At 69.4% G+C, this 21,442-nt stretch carries 17 protein-coding genes; 4 read left to right on the forward strand and 13 right to left on the reverse strand.

Annotated elements, in window-relative coordinates:
* Nucleotides 1–4: 4 nt before the first annotated feature.
* The 5 genes from LQZ85_RS00690 to LQZ85_RS00710 all read right to left on the reverse strand — a co-directional run bounded on the left by LQZ85_RS00690 (nucleotide 5) and on the right by LQZ85_RS00710 (nucleotide 5,909).
* A complete protein-coding gene (locus LQZ85_RS00690) occupies nucleotides 5–1,729 on the reverse strand; it encodes an ABC transporter ATP-binding protein (protein WP_083569357.1) in 1,725 nt (574 codons plus the stop codon).
* Nucleotides 1,726–2,640 carry an ABC transporter permease gene (locus tag LQZ85_RS00695; RefSeq protein ID WP_053097105.1) on the reverse strand — a complete coding sequence of 305 codons (915 nt, stop codon included), beginning with the start codon at nucleotides 2,638–2,640 and terminating at the stop codon, nucleotides 1,726–1,728. Before LQZ85_RS00695 ends, LQZ85_RS00690 begins: the two co-directional genes overlap by 4 nt.
* Nucleotides 2,637–3,617 (reverse strand): ABC transporter permease, encoded by a 981-nt coding sequence (locus tag LQZ85_RS00700; RefSeq protein WP_056280002.1) that lies wholly within the window; start codon nucleotides 3,615–3,617, stop codon nucleotides 2,637–2,639. The genes LQZ85_RS00695 and LQZ85_RS00700 overlap by 4 nt, the downstream gene beginning before the upstream one ends.
* Nucleotides 3,614–5,278, reverse strand: coding sequence for an ABC transporter substrate-binding protein (locus LQZ85_RS00705; protein WP_230100337.1), 1,665 nt, complete (start codon nucleotides 5,276–5,278; stop codon nucleotides 3,614–3,616). Before LQZ85_RS00705 ends, LQZ85_RS00700 begins: the two co-directional genes overlap by 4 nt.
* A 178-nt stretch (nucleotides 5,279–5,456) precedes the next feature.
* The gene (locus LQZ85_RS00710; protein WP_053097109.1) at nucleotides 5,457–5,909 is read right to left on the reverse strand and encodes a MarR family transcriptional regulator; all 453 of its coding nucleotides are present in this window, start codon (nucleotides 5,907–5,909) and stop codon (nucleotides 5,457–5,459) included.
* A 64-nt stretch (nucleotides 5,910–5,973) separates the two neighbouring features.
* On the opposite strand from LQZ85_RS00710, the gene LQZ85_RS00715 reads away from it, so the two are divergent.
* Nucleotides 5,974–6,342: a VOC family protein gene (locus LQZ85_RS00715; RefSeq protein ID WP_053097114.1), complete on the forward strand. Its 369-nt coding sequence runs from the start codon at nucleotides 5,974–5,976 to the stop codon at nucleotides 6,340–6,342.
* Nucleotides 6,343–6,356: 14 nt separating this feature from the next.
* Here the strand turns inward: LQZ85_RS00715 and LQZ85_RS00720 are convergent, their stop codons facing one another.
* From LQZ85_RS00720 to rsmI, 3 genes are read right to left on the reverse strand one after another with little or no spacing between them, the layout of a single operon-like run.
* Nucleotides 6,357–7,463 carry a LacI family DNA-binding transcriptional regulator gene (locus tag LQZ85_RS00720; RefSeq protein WP_230100338.1) on the reverse strand — a complete coding sequence of 369 codons (1,107 nt, stop codon included), beginning with the start codon at nucleotides 7,461–7,463 and terminating at the stop codon, nucleotides 6,357–6,359.
* 49 nt (nucleotides 7,464–7,512) lie between these two features.
* On the reverse strand, nucleotides 7,513–8,133 hold the full coding sequence (locus LQZ85_RS00725; RefSeq protein ID WP_230100339.1) for a class I SAM-dependent methyltransferase: 621 nt from the start codon (nucleotides 8,131–8,133) through the stop codon (nucleotides 7,513–7,515).
* Complete coding sequence (gene rsmI / locus LQZ85_RS00730; protein ID WP_230100340.1) at nucleotides 8,133–8,951, reverse strand: 16S rRNA (cytidine(1402)-2'-O)-methyltransferase; 819 nt, start codon at nucleotides 8,949–8,951, stop codon at nucleotides 8,133–8,135. Before rsmI ends, LQZ85_RS00725 begins: the two co-directional genes overlap by 1 nt.
* 48 nt (nucleotides 8,952–8,999) lie before the next feature.
* Between rsmI and LQZ85_RS00735 the strand changes: the two genes are divergently transcribed.
* A complete protein-coding gene (locus LQZ85_RS00735; RefSeq protein WP_230100341.1) occupies nucleotides 9,000–10,565 on the forward strand; it encodes a phospholipid carrier-dependent glycosyltransferase in 1,566 nt (521 codons plus the stop codon).
* 27 nt (nucleotides 10,566–10,592) lie between these two features.
* On the opposite strand, the gene LQZ85_RS00740 is transcribed toward LQZ85_RS00735, so the two are convergent.
* The 5 genes from LQZ85_RS00740 to LQZ85_RS00760 all read right to left on the reverse strand — a co-directional run bounded on the left by LQZ85_RS00740 (nucleotide 10,593) and on the right by LQZ85_RS00760 (nucleotide 16,584).
* A complete protein-coding gene (locus LQZ85_RS00740; RefSeq protein WP_056279989.1) occupies nucleotides 10,593–12,002 on the reverse strand; it encodes an amino acid permease in 1,410 nt (469 codons plus the stop codon).
* Between the two features lie 78 nt (nucleotides 12,003–12,080).
* Nucleotides 12,081–13,880: a DUF255 domain-containing protein gene (locus LQZ85_RS00745; RefSeq protein ID WP_056279986.1), complete on the reverse strand. Its 1,800-nt coding sequence runs from the start codon at nucleotides 13,878–13,880 to the stop codon at nucleotides 12,081–12,083.
* Between the two features lie 37 nt (nucleotides 13,881–13,917).
* Nucleotides 13,918–14,487, reverse strand: a complete 570-nt coding sequence (msuE, locus tag LQZ85_RS00750) for an FMN reductase (protein WP_053099190.1) — start codon at nucleotides 14,485–14,487, stop codon at nucleotides 13,918–13,920.
* Between the two features lie 76 nt (nucleotides 14,488–14,563).
* Complete coding sequence (locus tag LQZ85_RS00755) at nucleotides 14,564–15,400, reverse strand: aldo/keto reductase (RefSeq protein WP_056279984.1); 837 nt, start codon at nucleotides 15,398–15,400, stop codon at nucleotides 14,564–14,566.
* Nucleotides 15,397–16,584 carry a heparan-alpha-glucosaminide N-acetyltransferase domain-containing protein gene (locus LQZ85_RS00760; protein ID WP_230100342.1) on the reverse strand — a complete coding sequence of 396 codons (1,188 nt, stop codon included), beginning with the start codon at nucleotides 16,582–16,584 and terminating at the stop codon, nucleotides 15,397–15,399. Before LQZ85_RS00760 ends, LQZ85_RS00755 begins: the two co-directional genes overlap by 4 nt.
* A gap of 25 nt (nucleotides 16,585–16,609) precedes the next feature.
* Between LQZ85_RS00760 and hrpA the strand changes: the two genes are divergently transcribed.
* Together hrpA and LQZ85_RS00770 are read left to right on the forward strand one after the other, a co-directional pair.
* Nucleotides 16,610–20,488, forward strand: a complete 3,879-nt coding sequence (hrpA, locus tag LQZ85_RS00765; protein ID WP_230100343.1) for an ATP-dependent RNA helicase HrpA — start codon at nucleotides 16,610–16,612, stop codon at nucleotides 20,486–20,488.
* Nucleotides 20,489–20,497: 9 nt separating this feature from the next.
* Nucleotides 20,498–21,442, forward strand: a complete 945-nt coding sequence (locus LQZ85_RS00770; protein ID WP_230100344.1) for an NADP-dependent oxidoreductase — start codon at nucleotides 20,498–20,500, stop codon at nucleotides 21,440–21,442.

Below are 21,442 nucleotides of genomic sequence, written 5' to 3' on the forward strand. Positions count from 1 at the left end.
CTCTCTATTTCGAGATTCGGGATGGGTTGGGCACGGCGTCGAGCAGCTGCACCGTGTACGGGTCCTCCGGATGCTGGAGGACCTGAGAGGTCTCACCGCGCTCGACGACGCGACCGCCGTTGAGCACGAGGATGTTCTCGGTGACGAGCCGCGCGCTGAGCAGGTCGTGCGTGATGTAGAGCATGCTGATGCCCCACCTCTCGCGCAGGTCTTCGAGCAGCGCGAGCACTCCGGCACGCAGCGACACGTCGAGCATCGACACCGGCTCGTCGGCGATCAGCACCTGCGGATCGCTCGCGAGCGCCCGGGCGATGACCACGCGCTGACGCTGACCGCCTGAGAGCTGATGCGGCAGCTTGGCCGCGAACTGCTCGACAGGTGTCAGGCCCACGGTCTCGAGGAGCTCGAGCACGCGGGCTCTCGCCTCGTCACCGCGCAACGGCGTGTAGTTGCGGATCGGTCGGCTCAGCGCGTACTCCACCGTGTGCAGCGGGTTGAGCGCGGCATACGGATCCTGGAACACCATCTGCACGTCCTTGCGCAGGTCGCGCAGGCCCGCACGGCGCAGGGCAGCGACGTCGACATCGCCGAAGCGCACCGTGCCCTCGGTCGGCTTCTCGACACCGGTGATCAGCTTCGCGATCGTCGACTTGCCCGAACCGGAGGCGCCGACGAGTGCCAGGGCCTCGCCGGGTTCGAGTCGGAACGACACATCGTCGACCGCGGTGACGGGCTGCTCGCCCCGACGCGGAGCCGGATACCGCTTCGACACGCCCTCGACCACGATCGCGGCGTCCGCCCGGCGCGTGTCGCGCTGCGACACGGTGGGCAGGGTCTCGGTCAGGTCGGTGCGTGAGCGCCCCTCGCGACGGCGCGTGCCGAGGTCGACGAACCCGGGGATCGAGATCGACTCGGCCCGAGGATCGGCGTAGTGGCTCAGCAGCATCCGCGTGTACTCGTCCTGAGGACGCTGCAGGATGTCGAGGCTCGGCGCGTCTTCGACGATCCGACCCTCATGCATGACCATCACCCGATCGGTCGCCTCGAGCACGATGCCCAGGTCGTGGCTGATGAGGATCGCGGTGAAGTGCTCGGTGCGCTGGAGATCCTTGATGGTGTCCATGACGGCGTGCTGCACGAGCACGTCGAGCGCCGTGGTCGGCTCATCGAACACCATCAGCTGCGGCTCGAGCGACAGTGCCAGCGCGATCGAGGTGCGCTGCCGCATGCCGCCCGAGAGCTCGCTCGGGTATCTGGCCAGCACTGCGGGGTCGAGACCGACCTTGCCGATCAGCTCGCGCGCCCTCGCATCCCGATCGTCGCGGGCCACGTGTCCGTGCGCGGCGAAGATGTCGCGGAAGTGGTTGCCGATCGTGCGCACCGGGTTCAGCGCGTTCATCCCCGACTGCAGCACCATCGCGAACCCGCCCTGGCGCTGACGGCGCAGCTCCTCGGCGTCGAGCTCGCGGATGTCGCGCCCGTCGAACAGGATGCGCCCGCCGCTGATGCGAGCCGGCGGCTTCTGGAGCCGTGTCAGCGCGAAGCCGAGCGTCGACTTGCCCGAGCCGGACTCGCCGACGAGACCGACGAACTCGCCGCGACGCAGCGTGAACGAGACGTCCTCGACGGCGGTGACCGGCGTGGTGCCGGGCGAGGCGTACTCGACCGACAGACCCTGGACATCGAGCAGCACGTCATCCGTGGGGATGTTCGCTTCCATGGCGCTCATCGGCCCTTCCCCTCTCGCAGGCGCGGATTGGAGATCCCATCCACGCCGAAGTTGATCAGTGTCAGGCTCAGGGCGAGCAGGGCGATGCAGAGACCAGGGGCGAACAGCAGCAGCCACTGCCCGGTGAGCAGCGAGTTGGAGTTCTGCGCCCAGTAGAGCATGGTGCCCCAGCTGACGATGCTCGAGTCGCCGAGCCCGAGGAACTCGAGGCCCGCCTCTGCGAGGATCGCCGCGGTCGCCGCTCCGAAGAGCGTGCCCGCGATGATCGAGGTCATGTTCGGCAGGATCTCGCGGAACACGATGCGCGCCCTGCTGTCACCCGAGAACTGCGCCGAGGTGACGAAGTCGTTGCCTCGCAGCGACTGCGTCTGGCTGCGCAGCACGCGCGCACCCCAGGCCCAGCCGGTGACGACGATCACCGCGATGATCATCAGGATGCCGCCGTTCTGCAGGTACGCGGCGATCACGATCATCAGCGGCAGACCGGGGATCACCAGGAAGAGGTTGACGATGAAGCCGACCACCTCGCCCAGGAATCCGCGCATGTAGCCCCAGCTGAGCCCGATCAGCACGGCGACGATCGTCGAGAGGATGCCGGCGGCCATGCCGACCAGGAGGCTGATCTGCGAGCCGTAGATCAGCTGACTCAGGACGTCTTCGCCGGCGGCGGTGGTGCCGAGCCAGTGCGCGGCCGACGCGTCGGCGTTGCGCTCGAAGGTGTTCTCCTTCGGTCCGTACGGGGCGAGCAGCGGAGCGAACACCGCCACCAGCACGAACAGACCGAGGATGATGAGGCCCAGACGGGCCTTGCCGTTGGACCAGAGGGTGCCCACCATCCGGGCGAACGAGCGCCACGGGCTGGGAGCCGCGATCCGGTCGGAGGGAACCTTGACATTCATGGTGGAGGTCATCGGCGGGTCCTTGGATCCAGCACGCCGTACAGGATGTCGACGAGGAAGTTGGCGACGAGCACGCTGACGGTGATCATCAGGAAGAGCGCCTGCATGAGCGGGTAGTCCTGCCCGATCACGGCGTTGAAGAGGAGGTATCCGATGCCGGGATAGCCGAACACCTGCTCCACGAGGATCGATCCGCCGACCACGCCGCCGAGCGTGAGCCCGAAGCCGGTGAGGTTCGGCAGGATCGCGTTTCGTGCGGCATAGCGGAGGGCGATGGTGCGACCGTGCAGGCCGTTCGCCTCGGCGAACGTCACGTAGTCGTCACCCAGGGTGTTGATCATCGCGTTGCGCATGCCGATGATCCATCCGCCGAGAGAGGTCAACAGGATCGTGACCGCCGGGAGGATCGCATGCTGCACGAGATCGATGAAGAAGTCCCAGGTGAAGCCCGGCGTGGTCGTCGCCGAATACGCGCCGGTGGTGGGGAACCAGTGCAGCACGTACCCGAAGAAGAACAGCAGCAGCAGCGCTGTCCAGAAGTAGGGGAAGGTGCTGAGGAAGGAGCCGGTCAGCGTCGGCAGCGAGTCCAGCCACGTGCCGCGGCGCCAGGCGGCGGCGGTGCCGATCAGGGTGCCGATCACGAACGCGAGGATCGTGACGATGCCGACGAGGCCGATCGTGTACGGCAGCGCGGTCGAGACCATGCTCGACACGGTCTGAGGGTAGAACGTGTACGAGACACCGAAGTCGAGTCGTGCGACCTGACCGAGGTAGGCGACGTACTGATCCCAGATCGAGCCGGTCGGCACACCGAGCTGCGCCTCGATCGCGGCTCGCGTCGCATCGGACACCGGGCCGTTCTGCGAGAGCTTGGCGATGGCGGCGTCGGCAGGCGAGCCGGGCATCAGCCGCGGAAGGAAGAAGTTCAGGGTGATGGCCGCCCACAGCGTGAGGACGAACAGCCCGATCTTCTGGAAGACGTACTTCATCGGTCGTCCTCCTTCACGCGCTCGAGCCGGGTGAAGATGCCCAGCGGTGCCGAGTCGTAGTTCTGCGGGATCATGTACGGGTCATCCTCTGAGGGCCAGCCGGTGAACTTGGAGTCGTTGAACAGGCCCCAGATGCCGCCGTAGTAGAGGCCGATGACCGGCATCTCCTCGTAGACGATGGCCTGCAGCTCCTGCACGATCTCGGTCTGGCGGGCGGGGTCGACCGTCTCGCGATACTCGGCGAGCAGCGCGTCGGCCTCATCCGACCGGTACCGCTCGAAGTTGTTCGCGGTCGTCTCGCCGGACGGCACGTAGAACTCGCTCGAGAGCAGGTTGTTGTATGCCTGGTAGACGTCGCCGTTGCCCATGCCGCCGATCGCCATCTCGAAGTCGCCGTTGCTGATGGCGCTCTGGTATCCGGCCGGCTGCGGGAGCTTGAGCGTCACCTTGACGCCGACGTCGGCAAGCTGGCTCTGCACGGTCTGCGCCGCACGGGTCCAGTCGGAGAATCCGTTGGCCGTCGTGAGCGCGAACTCGAGCTGCTCGCCGCCTGCACTCACCAGCCGGTCGCCGTCGAGGGTGTACCCCGCCTCGGCGAAGGCCGCGAGTGCGGCATCCCTGTCCTGCGTGATCATGCCCTGATCGGGGATGCCGGGGTCGAGGAACTCCTCCTGGTTCGGGAGCACGAGGCCGGTCTGCCCTGCGGGCTCCATGTAGCCCTCGGAGGCGGTCTCGGCGATCTCCTCGCGGTCGAGCGAGAGGGCGATGCCGCGGCGCACGTTCACGTCGTCGAACGGCGCGACCTCGAGGTTGGGCATCAGCGCGATCACGCCTCCCGGCGGGAACCACCAGTCGTTGTTCTCACTGGCCGCACCCCACGTGCCCTCGACGTCGGAGATGAACGAGTACGCCCAGTCGTAGCCGCGGGTGACGGTGTCGAGCTGCGAGTTCGTCGACGGCAGGATGATGTGCTCGATCTCGATCTTGTCGGCCTGCCAGTAGTCGGGGTTCTTGTCCATCGAGTACTGCTGGTCGTTGTAGTTGCCCAGCACGAACGGGCCGGTGCCGACCGGGTTCTCATTGCGGTACGTGCCCGGGTCCTTCACATCCGACCAGAGGTGCTCCGGCACGATCATGGTCTGGCCGAGGATCGGCAGCGAGGGCGCGTCATCGGTCTGCAGGTGCATGATGACGTCGTCGCCGTCGACCTCGACGGTCTCGAGGTGCTGCCAGGCGCCCTTGATGTCGAGGGAGGGGTTGTCCTTCAGCAGCTGGAACGTGAACGCCACGTCGTCGGGCGTCAGCTTCTCGCCGTCGCTCCACTCGACGTCATCGCGGATCGTCATCACGACCGTCCGGGCATCGGGCTGCGACCATTCGCTCGCGAGCCACGGGTTCTCGGTTCCGTCGAGCGGGTTCACCAGGATCAGGGGCTCATAGATCCACCGCGACGCGGTGCGCGTGTTGGTGAGATACGGGTTGAAGTTCCGCGTGAAGAACGGGTTCCCCTTGTCCGCGTTGATGAGCATCGTGTCGTCGCCGATCGATGGATCGGGCTGCGAACTGATCTGGATGCTGCAACCGCTGAGCACGACGGCCGCTGCCGCCAGTCCCACGATCGCGGCTCTCCGCCAGCGCCGGAGCATGTGCGTCTTCGCCACACTGCCACCTCATGTCGTCTGTGTCATGAAGGGGGTCCCACGGGTCGGGGCACCCCGCGGCCGAAGCCGCATCAGCAATTGTAAGCGCATACATTTGGCGGCTGCAACCCCCTCGCATGACGCCGAGAGCCCCCACTCCCCTGCGACGACCGGCGTGGGAGCGGTGTCAAATCCCGTCTCAGTGGGGGGCGCGGCGCAGCGAGTCGATCATGCTGCGCAGAGCGCGGAGCGCGGCGGACTGCTCTGCCGGGGTCATCCCGGTCAGCATCCTGACCTCGACCGAGCGGACGGCGGCCGTCGCCGCGGCGAGGCTCTTCCGCCCCTTCGGCGTCAGGCTGGTCGGCAGCACCTTGCCGACCGGAGCCTCGTCGGCCCGCGAGACGAATCCGTCACGCTCGAGAGACTGGAGGAGCACGTTCATCGACTGACGCGTGACGAACGCACCTCGGGCGAGTTCCGAGTTCGAGAGCCCAGGTCGCTGAGCGAGGAGTTCGAGACACGAGTAGTGGGTGATCGTCATGCCGAGGGGCTTCAGCACTTCCTCCATCGCGATGCGGAGAGCGCTCGACGCCTCCTTCAGCAGGTAGCCCAGCGAGGTGTCGAGGTCGATGCCGGCTCGGTCTTGACTCATGTCAGTATTCTGACATAGATTCAGACATGTCAGATAACTGACACGACAAGGAAAGAGCACGATCATGCCCGTCACCGGACCCGACTTCATCTCCCTGCAGGTGCGCGACCTCGACGCCTCACAGGCGTTCTACGAGCGCTATCTCGGACTCGTCAGATCGCCGGCGGGTCCGCCTCACGCCGTGGTCTTCGAGACGACGCCGATCGCCTTCGCGCTGCGCGACCTCGCCCCGGGAACCGACCTCGACTCCGTCGACCAGCCCGGGATCGGCACGGCGGTCTGGCTGCACGCCACGGATGTCCAGGCGATCCATGACGCCCTCCTCGCCGACGGCCGCGCGATCGTGTCCGAGCCGATCGACGGCCCGTTCGGTCGCACGTTCACTTTCGCCGACCCCGATGGCTACCGCATCACCCTGCACGACCGCACCTGAACGCCGCCAGCCGTTCACTCGGGGCGCTGGGAGCTCTCGCGGACGAGGATCTGCACGGGCAGGCGCACCGTCATCGGCTCGCCGTCCGGGTTCTCGAGACGTCGCGAGAGCAGCTGCACGGCGGCCCGCCCGAGATCGATCATCGGCTGGCGGACGGTGGTGAGGGCGGGACGCGACAGCGCCGCCGCCTCGATGCCGTCGAAGCCCGTGACCCGGACATCGTGGGGCACGCGGATGCCGGCCGATCGGAACGCGTCGATCGCCCCGAGGGCCATCTGGTCGTTCGCGGCGATGAGTGCGGCGGGGACGCCGTCGGCGATCAGCTGCTCAGCCGCCCGCCGCCCGGATGCGCGGGTGAAGTCGCCGCGCAGCACCGTCACGGCATCCGTCGCGATGCCCGCCTCGGCGACCGCCGCGGCGAAACCCTCCCAGCGCTGGGCGCCGTCGGGCGAGTCCTCGGGGCCGGCGAGAAAAGCGAGCGTCCCCTGATCGGCCTGCGCGAGCACCAGTCTGGTCAGCTCCGACATCGCCTCGGCGTTGCTGACGGTCACGTGGTCGTAGCTGTCGCCGCGCGCCGGCCCCGAGAGCACCACCACGGGGATCCGCTGAGCGAGCCGGGCGAGCACGTCGTCGGGCACGCTCTGCGCCAGCACCATCAGCCCGTCGACGCGTCCGGCGATGTCCCGCACGGTCTCGCGCGTCGGATCGTCACGGCCGACGCCGATCATGAGCACGAAACCCTGCTTCCAGGCTTCGAGCTCCGCTCCGCGCAGCACCTCGTCGAGGAACAGCATGGTCGGATGCTCTGCGCCCGCGTCGGCGGACGCCTGCTCGACCGTGAACGGCGGCGCCTCGCCCTGGTCATCGGCCAGCACGTCGAGGACGGGCGCGTCCTCCGAGGCATCGAAACCGGGGAAGTACAGCCCGAGCACGCCGGTGCGGCGCTCGGCCAGACCGCGCGCGCTGCCGCTGGGCACGTAGCCGAGCGCCGAGACGGAGTCGAGCACGCGCTCGCGCGTGGCGGGGCGCACGGCATCCGGCTGCCGCAGCACGCGGGAGACCGTCGCGATCGACACTCCGGCGCGGTCTGCGACGTCGTAGACGGTCGCCCTCTTGCTCACGCTCGGTCCTCCTCCGCTTGCGTGTGCACCAGGCTACCCGGCGAGCGAGTCACCGCCTGCGTGCTTCGAGTGAGCCGTGAGGGCGGGCGCTGATCTCGCCGGGTTCGCGGCCCCGGGTGTCACTCGACACGACCTCGAAGCCCGCGTCGGCGAGAAGCCCGGCGAGCGCCTCGGCAGACCAGAAGTACGCCGGCGCGACGGCATGCGCGAACGGCTCGCGCGGCTCGCCGTCGAAGAAGCCGATCAGGATGCTGCCTCCGGGAGCCAGCACGCGGGCGAACTCTTCGAGGATCCCGGGGATGTCAGCCGGCGAGGTGTGGATCAGTGAGTACCAGGCGAGGATGCCTCCGACCGACCCCGCCGCGAACGGCAGGTCGCGGAACGAGCCGACGTCGAAGGAGATGCCCGGATGCCGTTTCCTCGCCGTCGCGATGAACTCCTCCGACAGGTCGATCCCCTGCGCCACGCGTTCGCCGAGACTCAGGAGCTGGGTCCAGTGCCCGGGCCCGCAGCCGGCATCCAGCAGCAGGCCGGAGGCCGTGTCACGCCAGGCCTCGATGACCGCAGCATCCCGGGCATCCATCTGCTCGATCGCACCGGCGAGTTCCACGTACTCCGCGGCCCGCTCGTCGTAGGCAGCGGCGACGCCCGCGTCCGAGGTGCCTTCCATCAGCTGCGCGCGGCGAGCGCTGCCTGATACAGGTCGCGCGACGACAGGCCCGTCGCCGCGGCGACCTCGGCGCAGGCCTCCTTGAGACGCACGCCGGATGCCACGAGTCGCTGCACCTGCGCGAGAGCGTCTTCCGCCGACGCCTCACGAGGCGCTGCACCCTCGACCACCACGACGATCTCACCCTTGACGCCCGCCATCGCCCACTCGACGAGCTCGGCGGAGGTGCCGCGGCGCACCTCTTCGTAGAACTTGGTCAGCTCGCGGCAGACGGCGATGCGGCGGTCGTCGCCGAAGGCTGCGCCCATGTCGGCGAGCGACGATGCCAGGCGGGCGGGAGATTCGAAGAAGACCATGGTGCGTGGCTCTGCGGCGAGCGCCCGCAGCGTCGAGCGCCGATCCCCGGGCTTGCGCGGCAGGAACCCCTCGAACGTGAAGCGGTCGGTAGGCAGTCCCGAGATGGAGAGCGCCATCAGCACGGCGCTCGGCCCCGGGATCGCCGTCACCGTCACTCCCTGAGCGACCGCCTCGGCGACGAGCCCGTACCCGGGGTCGCTGATGGCCGGCATCCCCGCGTCGCTCACGACGACGACATCCGTCTCGACCGCGAGTGCGGCGAGCTCCGCCGCTCTCTGCTTCTCGTTGTGATCATGGAGTGCGATCAGCCGGGGGCGGTTCGAGATCTGCAGAGCCTGCATGAGCCGCTGCGTGGTGCGCGTGTCCTCCGCGACGACGACCTCGGCATTCTCCAGCACCTCGACGAGGCGACGCGAGACATCCCCGAGGTTTCCGATCGGTGTTGCGGCGAGGATGATCACCCGCCCAGCTTAGGCGGCGCCCATCGGCGGAGTGTCTAGGCTGGTGCGGTGACCGCGCCCCTGCCTCTGCTGCCTCCGCCCGAGCAGCGACTGACGCGCTACGAGCGACTGCGCGACCGCGTGCTGCAGGACCCCGACTGGGGGCGCATGGTGCGCTGGTTCGCGCCGCTCGTGGTGACGGCCCTGGCCGCCGTGCTGCGCCTGGTCAACCTCGGCCATCCGCACCAGCTCGCCTTCGACGAGACCTACTACGTCAAGGACGCCTGGTCGCTGTGGACTCTCGGATACGAAGGCACCTGGGGCAAGGATGCGAACGAGGCGTTCATCACACTGCAGCAGCTGCCGCTGTCGGATGCCGGGTCGTTCGTCGTGCATCCGCCCCTGGGCAAATGGCTGATCGCCCTGGGGATGGCCATCGGAGGACCCGACAACACGGTGGGCTGGCGCATCGCGACGGCACTGCTGGGCGCCGCCACCGTGCTGCTCGTCTATCTGGTCGCCCGCCGCCTGACCGGCTCGATCGTGGTGGCGACGGTCGCCGGCACCCTGCTGGCGATCGACGGCCTCAGCATCGTGATGAGTCGCACGGCCCTGCTCGACGGCCCTCTGACGTTCTTCCTCATGCTCGGCGCGCTCTTCATCCTGATCGACCGCGACCGGGTGATCCCCGTGCTGGAACGCGCAGACCCCGATACCGACTCCGACTCCCCCGCGCCGATGTGGGGTCCTGTGCTCTGGCGGCGTCCGTGGCTGATCGCCGCAGGTGTCGCGCTCGGCGCCGCCTGCGCCGTGAAGTGGTCGGGGCTCTATGCGCTCGCGGCCTTCGGCCTGTACGTCGTGGTGACGGATGCCCTGGCACGACGCCGCGCGGGCGTCGTGCTCTGGCCCACCGCAGCCGCCTTCCGTCAGGGACCGGTCTCCTTCGTGCTGCTCGTGCTGCCGGCGCTCGCCACCTACCTCGCCAGCTGGACGGGGTGGCTCGTCACCGCCGGGGGCTATGCGCGGCAGAGCGATCCGAATCCGCTGATCGCGCTGTGGAACTACCACGAGGCGATCCTGAACTTCCACGTCGGTCTCAGCAAGGGCCACCCGTACGCGAGCCCCGCGTGGGAGTGGCCTCTGCTGCTGCGCCCCACAGCCGTCTGGGTGGGCAGCGACCCCGGGCCCTGCGGCGTCGATCACTGCATCGCGGTGATCTCGACGATCCCCAACCCGCTGATCTGGTACGCCGGTGTCGCCGCGGCTCTCTACCTGCTCTACCGCCTCGTGCGCGGGTGGGCCGAACGTCGCCCCGTCGGTCCAGCCCTCACGTTCCCCCTGGTCGGGCTCGCGGCGACGTACGCGCCCTGGCTGCTGTTCCCTGAGCGGACGATCTTCCAGTTCTACACGGTCGCGATGGCGCCGTTCCTCGTGCTCGCACTCGCGGTCGTTCTCCGTCAGATCGCGGGACGCCGGGAGGATCCGCTGCACCGCCGGCAGTCGGGCGAGCGCACCGTGATCGTCTTCCTCGCCGTCGTGGTGCTGGTCTCCGCGTTCTTCTACCCGGTGTGGACCGGCATGAGCGTGCCCTACCAGTTCTGGCTCCTGCACAACTGGCTGCCCGGCTGGATCTGACCCGACCAGCGGCAGCACGTGCCGCGGTCAGCCCTCGACCACTCCGTCGCGCTCGCCGGCCACCCCCGGGCGAGAGACACCGCGTGTCAGGCGGGCGACGACCAGCAGCACCGCAGTGAGGCCGATCGTGAGCAGCAGCTGCACACGCGCAGCCTCGTCGATCATGGTGAGCGCGATCACTCCGGCGAGCAGCGCCAGGCACAGCCACGACAGCCAGGGGAAGCCCCACATGCGCATCGGCATCGCCGCACCCTCACGATCGGCACGGCGGCGGAGGATGATCTGCGAGACCGCCGTCGCCGTCCAGATGATGAGCAGCGTCGATCCGACCACGTTGAGCAGCGCCGGCAGCACCACATCGGGGAACGCCCAGTTCAGCCCGACCGTGATGAAGCCGAACGCGACGGAGGCGAGCACGGCCACGACCGGCACGCCCGTCGACGTCGTTCGCGTCGCCGCGAGCGGTGCGAGCCCGCGCTCACCGAGCGAGTAGGCCATTCGCGACGCGCCGTAGATGTTCGCGTTCATCGCCGACAGCAGCGCGATCACGACGATGAGGTCCATCACGAGGCCGACGCCCGGCAGCTGCAAAGTGTCGAGCACTGCGGAGAAGGGACCGTCCTTGACGGCGGGATCGTTCCACGGGAGCACCGACACGATCACGAAGATCGAGCCGACGTAGAAGATCAGGATGCGCACGAGGACCTCGCGCACGATCCGGCGGATGTTGCGTGCGGGGTCGTCGGACTCCGCCGCCGCGATCGCGACGACCTCGGTGCCGCCGAACGCGAAGACCACGATGAGGAGCGCCGCCGCGATGCCCGTGAGGCCGTTCGGAGCGAAGCCGCCGTTGTCGACGAGATTACCGATGCCGGTCGCGGGCACGCCGGGGATGAAGCCCAGGATCGCGCACACGCCGACCACGAGGAACACGATGATCGCCGCGACCTTGATCGCCGCGAACCAGAACTCGAACGTGCCGTAGTTGCGCACCCCGAAGAGGTTGACCGCGGTCAGGGCGACGACGAAGACGAGCACCCACACCCAGGCCGGGATGCCGGGGGTCCAGGCCGCGATGATCCCGGCGGCGCCGGTGGCCTCGGCGGCGATCACGACGACGAGCTGGATCCAGTAGAGCCACCCGACCGCGCTGCCGGCGCTGCGGCCCATCGCCTTCTGCGCGTATGAGCTGAAGGCTCCTGAGCTCGGGCGGGCGGCGACCATCTCGGCGAGCATCGCCATGATCAGCACGACGATGCCGCCGGCGACGAGGTACGAGATGAGCACGGCAGGACCGGCGATGCTGATCGCCTGTCCCGACCCGACGAACAGTCCGGCGCCGATCGCCCCGCCGAGTCCCATCATCGAGATCTGCCGACGGGTCAGCCCGGGGTGCAGACCCTTGGTCGTGGTCGTCGTGGTGGGAACCTCGGTCATGCGCGTGCCTCCTGCGTGCGATGAGCAGACTGCTCAGCCTACGCGGCTCCGCCCGCCGTCCAGGATCGCAGCCTGAGCTCACCGCGCGAGCGGGAGGTCTGCGGGGTCGCGCACCGGGAGCCGGCACACGAACGAGCGGCAGTCGAACGCCTGCTCCATCGCGTCGCCCTTGCCGTCGAACAGCTCGAAGCCGGCATCCGCGAATGCCTGGGCCTGCACCGGGGTGACGATCGCGACGACGTCCGCGTCGGCCCTGCGGGCTGCCGAGGCGAGTGCACCCTCGGGCGTCTCGGTGACGACGACGAGCTGCCTCGGCGCATCGACGAGACCCGCTGCCACACGCAGCAGGCTGCCGTGCGCGAACGGCTGTGCAATGGCGGGCGCGGCATGCTCGCGCACGCGTTCCGCGGCTGCCTCGCGATACCGATCCCCCGCGCCGAGACGCCAGGCGGTGAGAGATGCCGCAGCCACGGCCGCCGAATCCGACGGCAGATCGCCATCGGTCTGATCGGGCGCTGCGGCGATGCCGTGCTCGGCGAGCAGCGGGTCGCCCACGAGGCCCTCGATCGCCGCGTCGAGCAGTGTGCGTGCCTCCACCGCCCACGCCGCCTCACCTGTGGCCGCGGCGAGCGCGAACAGCCCGTCGGCCAGGAGAGCGACATCGGCCGCGGTGGCGACCGCACCCGAGGCGACCCCGTCGAGCGAGGCCCGCACGAGAGCCCCGGTCGCATCCCTGTTGACTCGCAGCACGTACTCGGCAGCCTCGGCCGCGGCCCGCACCCAGGACCCTTCCGCCAGAGAAGCTCCCGCGCGGGCGAGACCGGTGATGGCCAGACCGTTCCATCCCGTGATGACCTTGCCGTCGACGGCAGGGAGCTCGAGACCGGTCCTCTCGGAGGGCGGTCGCAGGTAGTAGCCGCCCTCGCTGCGTTCGCCGTCGATCCACGACTCCGAGTCCTGAGCCGCGCCGAACCCGCCGCCCGCCCTGCGCAGCGTGCCCAGGAGGAAGTCGGCGATGCCGCGTGCGGTCGCGTCGTCACCCGCGTCGAGCGCCACGTCGAGCAGCTGCGCGTTGTCGGTCAGCATCCGCTCGTAGTGCGGCACGCTCCAGTCGCGTCGGGTCGCGTAGCGGAAGAACCCCCCATCGGCATCGCGCAGATCGGAGGCGGCCATCGCGGCGAGCGCCCGGTCGGCCGACTCGGCGGCATCCGGGGCCTCTCTGCGCACGAGCGGCGTCTGCAGCATCCTCAGGGTCGTCGCGACCGGGAACTTCGGCGCATCGCCGTAACCGCCGAAGCGGCGATCCTCCCGAGCCGCGATCGTCCGCGCCGCGCCGGCGAGAGCATCGGCGTCCGGAAGATCGGAGGGGGTCGAGGCGCCTGCGCGGGCGAGGGCGTCCGTGACGGCATCCGCAGACTCCTCGGCCTGGGCACGGCGCTGGGTCCACGCCTCCTGCACCGCGGCGAGCACGTCACGGAACGCGGGCATCGGCTGTCGTGCCTCGGGCGGCCAGTAGGTTCCGGCGTAGAACGTGCGGCCCCGCGGCGTCGTGAAGACGGTGAGGGGCCAACCGAGATTCTGCGTGAACGCCGAGGCAGCTGCCATGTAGGCGCCGTCGACGTCGGGATGCTCCTCGCGGTCGACCTTCACCGCGACGAAGTCGCGATTGATCAGCGCAGCCGTGTCGGGGTCGGCGAACGACTCCCTGGCCATCACATGACACCAGTGGCAGGTCGAGTACCCGATCGAGATCAGCAGCGGCACATCGCGGCGCTGCGCCTCGGCGAAGGCCTCCGGGCCCCAGGGATACCAGTCGACAGGATTGTCGGCGTGGGCGCGGAGGTACGGGCTGAGCGTGTCGGCGAGCCGGTTCGTCATACGTCCACGCTACGCCGATCGGCGCCTGACGAGACGGTCAGGAGACGAGCAGCTCCGCCGGCCGGGATGCCGCATAGCCGACGAGCGGCAGCGCACGCTCGGCAGCGAGGGCGATGCGCGCGTGGAGCACGTCGGAGGCGATCACGTAGCCGTCGAAGTCGGTGTCGCTGGCGTAGACACCCAGGGGCAGCGTCAGCGCCTGGAAGAACGCGAACAGCGGCCGCAGCTGGTGCTCGATGATGAGCGCGTGGCGTTCGCCGCCGCCGGTCGCCGCGAGCAGCACCGGCTTGCCGACGAGCTCGTACTGACCCACGAAGTCGAACAAGTGCTTGAAGAGGCCGGTGAAGGATGCGCGGTAGACGGGGCTGCCCACGATCAGCAGGTCTGCCGCCTCGATCGCCACCAGCTTCTCCTCGACGCGCGCCGGAAGCTGGTCGCGACGCAGCGCTCCTGCGAGCGACGGGCCGATGTCGGTGAGCTCGATGACCTCGATCTCGACCTCGGCGCGCTCGGCGATCGCCCCGGCGATCGCACGGATGAGCGCCGTGGTCTTGCTGGGCTCGTGCAGAGATCCGGAGACGGCGACGACGCGGTAGGGAGCTGTCATGCGGACGACGCTACTCACGACGACGCCCCGTGTCGCGGGAAGCGACACGGGGCGTCATCTGTCGACACGGAGCGTGTCAGTTCACGTCGTCGGGGTGCGATCCGACCCGACCAGAGCCGTCGAGCGGGTCGAGGGCGTCGATCGCCGCGACCTCGGCGTCGGTGAGCTCGAACCCGAACACGTCGAGGTTCTCGCGCAGGCGCTCGGCGCGCACCGACTTCGGGAAGACGATGAATCCGCGCTGCAGGTGCCAGCGCAGCACCGCCTGCGCGGGGGTGACGCCGTGCGCCGCCGCCGCCTCGGCCACCGCCGGCGTGCCGAACAGGTCGTACTTGCCCTGGCCGAGCGGGCCCCACGACTCGATGCGGATGCCGTGCTCGGTCGCCCAGTCGACGACGTCGCGCTGCTGGTAGGCCGGGTGCAGCTCGATCTGGTTGACCGCCGGCGTCACGCCGGTCTCGGCCACCACGCGCTCGAGGTGCGGAACGAGGAAGTTCGAGACGCCGATGCTGCGTGTCAGTCCTGCCTCGCGCAGCTCGATGAGCCGAGCGAAGGCGTGCACGTAGTCGTCCTTCGCCGGAGTGGGCCAGTGCACGAGGTAGAGGTCGACGACATCCAGCCCGAGCTTCTCGAGGCTCTCGCCGATCGCCGCACGCGGCTCGTCGTCGTGGTGGCGGTCGTTCCAGAGCTTGGTCGTGATGAACAGCTCGTCGCGCGGGATGCCGGAAGAGGCGATCGCCGCCCCGACGCCCTCTTCGTTGCCGTAGATGGCGGCCGTGTCGATGTGGCGGTAGCCGATCTCGAGCGCCTCGCTCACGGCGCGCTCGGTCTCGTCGGCCGGAACCTTGAACACCCCGTAGCCGAGCTGCGGGATGGAATGGCCGTCGTTCAGTTCGAGTGCAGAAATCGTCATGAATCCACCCTACGACCTGTGATGACAGGTCGACCAGGAGGAACCTCCGCCATCCTCGAGGCGACCCAGCCGACCAGCCTCTCGAGCGGGCCCCTCCCGAACAGGATCGACCACAGCGTGGTCGCGAGAAGCAGCGCGACGGCCGTCGCCAACCAAAAAGCGTTGCTCGAGAAGAAGCCGCCGGGTCCTGCCACGAGCGCGACCGAGACGACGTGCACGCTGTAGGCCGACAGGGGCATCGACCCCAACGCCCCGAGCGGAAGGAGCACCGCACGCAACGGCCCGCTGAGCAGCACGCACAGCGCGATGACCGACAGTGCGAACCCGCCCGAGCCGAGGATCTCGGCCGTTCCGCCGGAGTGCGGTTCGACGGCGAAGATCGCCCGGACGACGGCCCCTGCCGGATCCGCTGCGGCCAGCGCGTCGGAGTAGGTGCTCCACCCCGCGGCGGGCTCGCCGCCGAAGATCGCCGAGCCGGAGCCGAGGCGGGTGACTCCTCCGACGAGGCCCAGTCCGTAGCCGACGACCATGAGTCCGACGCCCGCGCCCAGCGTGATCGCCGCGGTCTCGAGCTTCTCGACACGCAGGCGCCCGAGCGCCATACCGGCGAAGACGAACGCGAGCCACGCGGTGATCGGATACGAGCCGTAGAGGACGAGGCTGACGCCCGCGCCGGTGGGGTTCAGGGTGAGTGCGGCGAGCAACGCGAGCAGCGCCGGTGCCGCGAGTGCCAGGATGCCGGCGGCGATCAGCAGCTTCCACGGCTGCCACCGGAGGAACGGGATGACGGCGACGTAGAGCAGTCCGTAGAGCGTGAGGATCACCGCGATCGGCGTGTTCAGCATCTCCAGCGCCAGACCGATCAGGAAGATGACCGCTCCGCGACCGATCAGCTGCAGGCGGAGGCTCGGCATCCGCTCGGGATCGGGCAGCACGCTGCGGCCGGTCATCAGGGCGATCGAGACGCCGGCGAGCACGGCGAACAGGATCGACGATCGCCCGTGCACCAGGTCGGTCCAGGTCGACAGGTCGAAGGGATCGAACGCCTCGGTCTCGCCGATGTGCGCTCCGGCCATGCCGAGGATCGCCAGCCCTCGGGCGACGTCGAGTCCGAGGATGCGCGGAGCCCGCCCGAACTCGTGGAACCACCGCGATGCGGGAGGAGGCTTCGACACAGTGCTCACGGATGAATCGTACGATGGGAGTTCTATGCCTTCCCCCGTGATCTTCTATCCTCCCGAGCTGCCGGTCAGCGCTGCGCGGGAGGAGATCGCCGACGCCATCCGCGACAACCAGGTCGTCATCGTGGCGGGAGCGACGGGCTCGGGGAAGACGACGCAGCTGCCGAAGATCTGCCTCGATCTCGGGCGCGAGCGCATCGCGCACACGCAGCCCCGACGACTCGCCGCCCGCACGATCGCCGAGCGCGTCGCCGAGGAGCTGCAGGTCGAGCTCGGCGGCCTCGTCGGATACAAGGTGCGCTTCACCGACAAGGTGTCCGACGACACGCGCATCGCGCTGATGACCGACGGCATCCTGCTCAATGAGATCCACCGCGACCGGCTGCTGCGCCGCTACGACACGATCATCATCGACGAGGCGCACGAGCGCTCGCTCAACGTCGACTTCCTTCTGGGATACCTCGTGCGGATCCTTCCCGAACGACCGGATCTCAAGGTGATCATCACGTCGGCGACGATCGATCCCGAGAGCTTCGCCCGACACTTCGCGACGCCCGAGGGTGTGCCCGCGCCGGTGATCGAGGTGTCCGGCCGTACCTTCCCCGTCGAGATCCGCTACCGCGAGCAGACGGAGGAGACCGAGGAGTCCGACGAGGTGACCGCCATCGTCGCGGCCCTCCGTGAACTCGACCGCGAGGAGCCGGGCGACGTGCTGGTGTTCCTGCCGGGCGAAGCCGAGATCAGGGATGCCGCCGATGCCGTGCGCGGCGCGTACGCGAAGGATCGCTCCCCCACCGAGGTGCTGCCGCTGTACGGCCGGCTGTCGGCGGCGGAGCAGCACCGGGTGTTCGAGAAGAGCCGCGTCGCCGGTGTGCGGCGCCGGGTCGTGCTCGCCACGAACGTCGCCGAGACCAGCCTCACCGTTCCCGGCATCCGCTACGTGATCGACACCGGCACCGCGCGCATCTCGCGATACAGCAACCGCTCGAAGGTGCAGCGGCTGCCGATCGAGGCGATCTCGCAGGCCTCCGCGAACCAGCGTTCGGGCCGCGCCGGGCGCACGAGCGACGGCATCGCGATCCGCCTGTACAGCGAGGAGGACTTCGACAAGCGCGCGGAGTTCACCGAACCCGAGATCCTGCGCACCTCGCTCGCCTCGGTGATCCTGCAGATGCTGTCGCTCGGCTTCGGCGACATCACCGCCTTCCCGTTCCTCACCCCGCCCGACTCCCGGGGAGTCAAGGCCGCCGTCGACCTGCTCACCGAGCTGGGCGCCGTCATCGGCAGCGGAGACGCACCTCGACTCACCCGCATCGGTCGAGACATCTCCCGAATCCCGATCGACCCCCGCTTCGCCCGCATGCTGATCGAGGCCGGACGCCCCGGCGGCGCCGACGTCACCCGTGACGTGCTCGCGATCGTCGCCGGAATGTCGATCCAGGACGTGCGCGAGCGGCCGTCGCAGGAGGCGCCGCAGAGCGTGCGCGACGAAGCCGACCGCATGCATGCGCGCTTCACCGACCCGACGAGCGACTTCCTGTCGATCCTGAACCTGTGGAACCACCTCAGGGAGCAGCAGCGCGAGCTCGGTTCGAGCGCCTTCCGTCGCCTGTGCCGTTCGGAGCATCTCAACTACGTCCGGGTGCGTGAATGGTTCGACGTGCACCGTCAGCTGCGGTCGCTCGTGCGGGAGAAGGACTCCTCGCGCGGGGGGACCGCGGATCCGGATGCGATCCATCGGGCTCTGCTCGCCGGACTCCTGTCGCAGATCGGCATCCTCGACGAGCGCAACACCGGCAAGGGCCTCGATCCGAAGAAGAAGAGGATGGCGGAATACCGTGGCGCCCGCGGCATCCGCTTCTCGATCTTCCCCGGATCCGCCCTGCGCAAGAAGGCCCCGCAGGCGGTCATGGCCGCCGAGATCGTCGAGACCTCACGCACCTACGCCCGCACGGTCGCCGCGATCGACCCCGCCTGGGCGGAGGCGCTCGCGGGCGATCTCGCGAAGCGCCAGGTCACCGAGCCGCACTGGTCGAAGGATGCCGGCGCGGCGGTCGCGTACGAGAAGGTGACGCTGTTCGGGGTCGAGATCATCCCCCGGCGCCGTGTGCAGTTCGCCCGCATCGACCGGGCGGCGTCGCGTGAGATGTTCGTGCGACACGCCCTCGTCGAGGGCGAATGGGATCCGACGCGCATCGACAAGCGGGTCAGCGCTTTCTGGCGCAGCAACGCCGAACTGCGCAAGCGCCTCGAGAAGCTCGAGGAACGTGAGAGGCGTCGCGACATCCTGGCCGGCGACGAAGCGGTGTTCCGCTTCTACGACGAGCGGATCCCGACCGACGTCTTCGACGTGCGCTCGTTCGAGAAATGGTGGCGCGACGCGCTGGCCGCGACCCCGAAGCTGCTCGTGATGCGCGAGGCCGACCTGCTCGACGACGAGAGCAGGGCCGATCAGAGCGAGTTCCCCACCCGGTGGACGCAGGGCGACCAGGTGCTCGGGCTCGCGTACCGTTTCGAACCGGGGGCGGCCGACGACGGCGTGAGCGTCGTGATCCCGTTGCCTCTGCTCGCGCAGATCGAGGACAGGGGCTTCGACTGGCAAGTGCCGGGGCTGCGCGCCGAACTCGTCACCGGCCTGCTCCGCGCACTGCCCAAGGCGATCCGACGGCACGTGGTGCCTGCGGCCGATTGGGCCGACAAGTTCGGTGCCGAGCTCGCCGGAGACGGCCCCGAGTCGCACGGCGGCCTTCCTCATCGCACGCTCAAAGAGGCGCTGGCACGCCTCATCCAGCCGCTCGCGAATCAGCTCGTCTCGGCTGCCGACTTCGAAGACGATCGCGTGCCCGCACACCTGCGGATGAACTTCCGCGCCGTCGACGAGCGCGGGCGCGTCGCGGGATCGAACCGCGACCTCAGTGCGCTGCAGGCCGAGCTCGCCGACCGTGCGCGCAGCAGCGTGGCCCGGTCGATCGCGACCCCGCCCCGCCGCCCCGGCCCCTCGAAGGGACCGCAGCCCGCTGCCGCCGCCACCTCGATCGAGAAGGACGGCCTCACCGCCTGGACGTTCGGCGACCTGCCCGAGGTGCTCGACACCCGCGTGGCCGGCGGAGTGGTGCGCGGGTACCCGGCGATCGTCGACCAGGGGAAGACCGTCTCGGTGCGCGTCGAGTCCACGGCGGATACCGCCGCCACCGCCACGCGGGCGGGCGTGCTGCGCCTCGTGCTGCTCGGTGTGCCCTCGCCCTCGTCGTACGTGCAGCAGCACCTCACCAGCCAGGAGAAGCTCGCACTCGCCGCGTCGCCCTACCAGTCGGCCGCCGCGCTCATCGAGGACTGCCGGGCCGCGGTCGTCCAGAGCACGATCGATCGGCTGGCGCCGGGCGGCCTCGTGCGCACCGAGGCCGAGTTCGTGCGCGTGCGCGACGCGGTGTCGGCGTCGCTCGTCGACGACCTCTTCGCCTGCGTGTCGCTCGTCGCTCGAATCCTCACGAAGACCCGCGATGTCGAACGCGGCATCCGTTCGCAGAACTCCCTCGCACTGCTCGGGCCGCTGAACGACATCCGCACGCAGCTCTCGGGACTCCTGCACCCCGGGTTCGTCTCGGCGGCAGGCGTCGAGCGCCTCACGCACTTCCCGCGATACCTCGACGGGATGCTCGAGCGGCTGAAGACGCTCGCGAACGAGCCCGGCAAGGACCGCACGCGCATGAGCGAGTTCGAGCGCATGGCGAAGGCCTTCGAGGATGCCGGGGGCGCGATCCCGCTGCCCGCCGACGCGCCGCCGGCCCTGGTCGAGACCCGCTGGCTGCTCGAGGAGTACCGGGTGAGCGTGTTCGCGCAGCGTCTCGGCACCGCGCAGCCCGTCTCTCCGCAGCGGATCATGAAGGTGCTGTCGTCTCGGGGGTAGCCTGAATCCATGGCTCGCGCGATCGTCTACACAGAGTTCGGTTCTCCTGATGTGCTGCACCTGATCGAGATCCCCGATCCGATCGCGCTCAGCGGCGAGGCCGTGGTGCGCATCGAGGCGGCGGGTGCCAACCCGATCGACGCCAAGCTGCGCAGCGCGAAGCGCCCCTCGCCGCCGATCACCGAGCCGCGTGCCGTCGGGTTCGACGGTGCCGGGGTCATCGAATCGCTCGGCGACGACGTCGACGGATTCGCGGTGGGCGACCGCGTCGCGATCCGCGACACCGTCGGCACCTACTCGAGCATGCGCGCCGTACCGGTCGACAAGCTCGTCGCGCTGCCCGATTCCGTCACCGCAGCGGAGGGTGCCGGCATCGGCATCCCCGCCGGCACCGCCTATCAGGCGCTCCGCTCGCTCGGAGTCACGGACGGTGACGTGCTGCTCGTGCACGGCGGTTCGGGCTCGGTCGGCCAGGCAGCCGTGCAGTTCGCCGTCGCCTGGGGCGCCACCGTCATCGCGACCGCCAGCCCGGCCCGACACGATCAGCTGCGTGACCTCGGTGCGATCCCGGTCGCATACGGAGACGGGCTGCTGGAGCGCGTACGCGAGGCCGCACCGGTCGGGGTGACGGTCGCGCTCGACTGCGCGGGGACCGATGAGGCCATCGAGGTGTCGCTCGAGCTCGTCGCCGACCGCGACCGCATCGCGACGATCGTCCGCGGCCCCGATGCCGCGTCGTTCGGCATCCGGGCGTTCTCGGGCGGTTCACCCGTGCCGCTCACCGAGCAGGAGCTCGCGTGGCGCGCGGAGGCCCTCGGCGCGACCGTCGACCTGCTGGCGGCGGGCGACTTCACGATCGAGCTCGGCCCCGAACTGCCGCTGAGCGAGGCGGCACACGCTCATGAGCTCATGGAGTCCGGAGCCGCCTCGGGCAAGATCGTGCTGATCCCGTAG

It is taken from the genome of Microbacterium sp. Bi98, assembly GCF_918698045.1.
Taxonomy (GTDB): domain Bacteria; phylum Actinomycetota; class Actinomycetes; order Actinomycetales; family Microbacteriaceae; genus Microbacterium.

Coding starts and splice junctions, on each gene's coding strand:
- LQZ85_RS00690 (WP_083569357.1), bottom strand. CDS start 1,729: ATGAGCGCCATGGAAGCGAACATCCCCACGGATGACGTGCTGCTCGAT.
- LQZ85_RS00695 (WP_053097105.1), bottom strand. CDS start 2,640: ATGACCTCCACCATGAATGTCAAGGTTCCCTCCGACCGGATCGCGGCT.
- LQZ85_RS00700 (WP_056280002.1), bottom strand. CDS start 3,617: ATGAAGTACGTCTTCCAGAAGATCGGGCTGTTCGTCCTCACGCTGTGG.
- LQZ85_RS00710 (WP_053097109.1), bottom strand. CDS start 5,909: ATGAGTCAAGACCGAGCCGGCATCGACCTCGACACCTCGCTGGGCTAC.
- LQZ85_RS00715 (WP_053097114.1), top strand. CDS start 5,974: ATGCCCGTCACCGGACCCGACTTCATCTCCCTGCAGGTGCGCGACCTC.
- LQZ85_RS00725 (WP_230100339.1), bottom strand. CDS start 8,133: ATGGAAGGCACCTCGGACGCGGGCGTCGCCGCTGCCTACGACGAGCGG.
- LQZ85_RS00740 (WP_056279989.1), bottom strand. CDS start 12,002: ATGACCGAGGTTCCCACCACGACGACCACGACCAAGGGTCTGCACCCC.
- LQZ85_RS00745 (WP_056279986.1), bottom strand. CDS start 13,880: ATGACGAACCGGCTCGCCGACACGCTCAGCCCGTACCTCCGCGCCCAC.
- msuE (WP_053099190.1), bottom strand. CDS start 14,487: ATGACAGCTCCCTACCGCGTCGTCGCCGTCTCCGGATCTCTGCACGAG.
- LQZ85_RS00755 (WP_056279984.1), bottom strand. CDS start 15,400: ATGACGATTTCTGCACTCGAACTGAACGACGGCCATTCCATCCCGCAG.
- hrpA (WP_230100343.1), top strand. CDS start 16,610: ATGCCTTCCCCCGTGATCTTCTATCCTCCCGAGCTGCCGGTCAGCGCT.
- LQZ85_RS00770 (WP_230100344.1), top strand. CDS start 20,498: ATGGCTCGCGCGATCGTCTACACAGAGTTCGGTTCTCCTGATGTGCTG.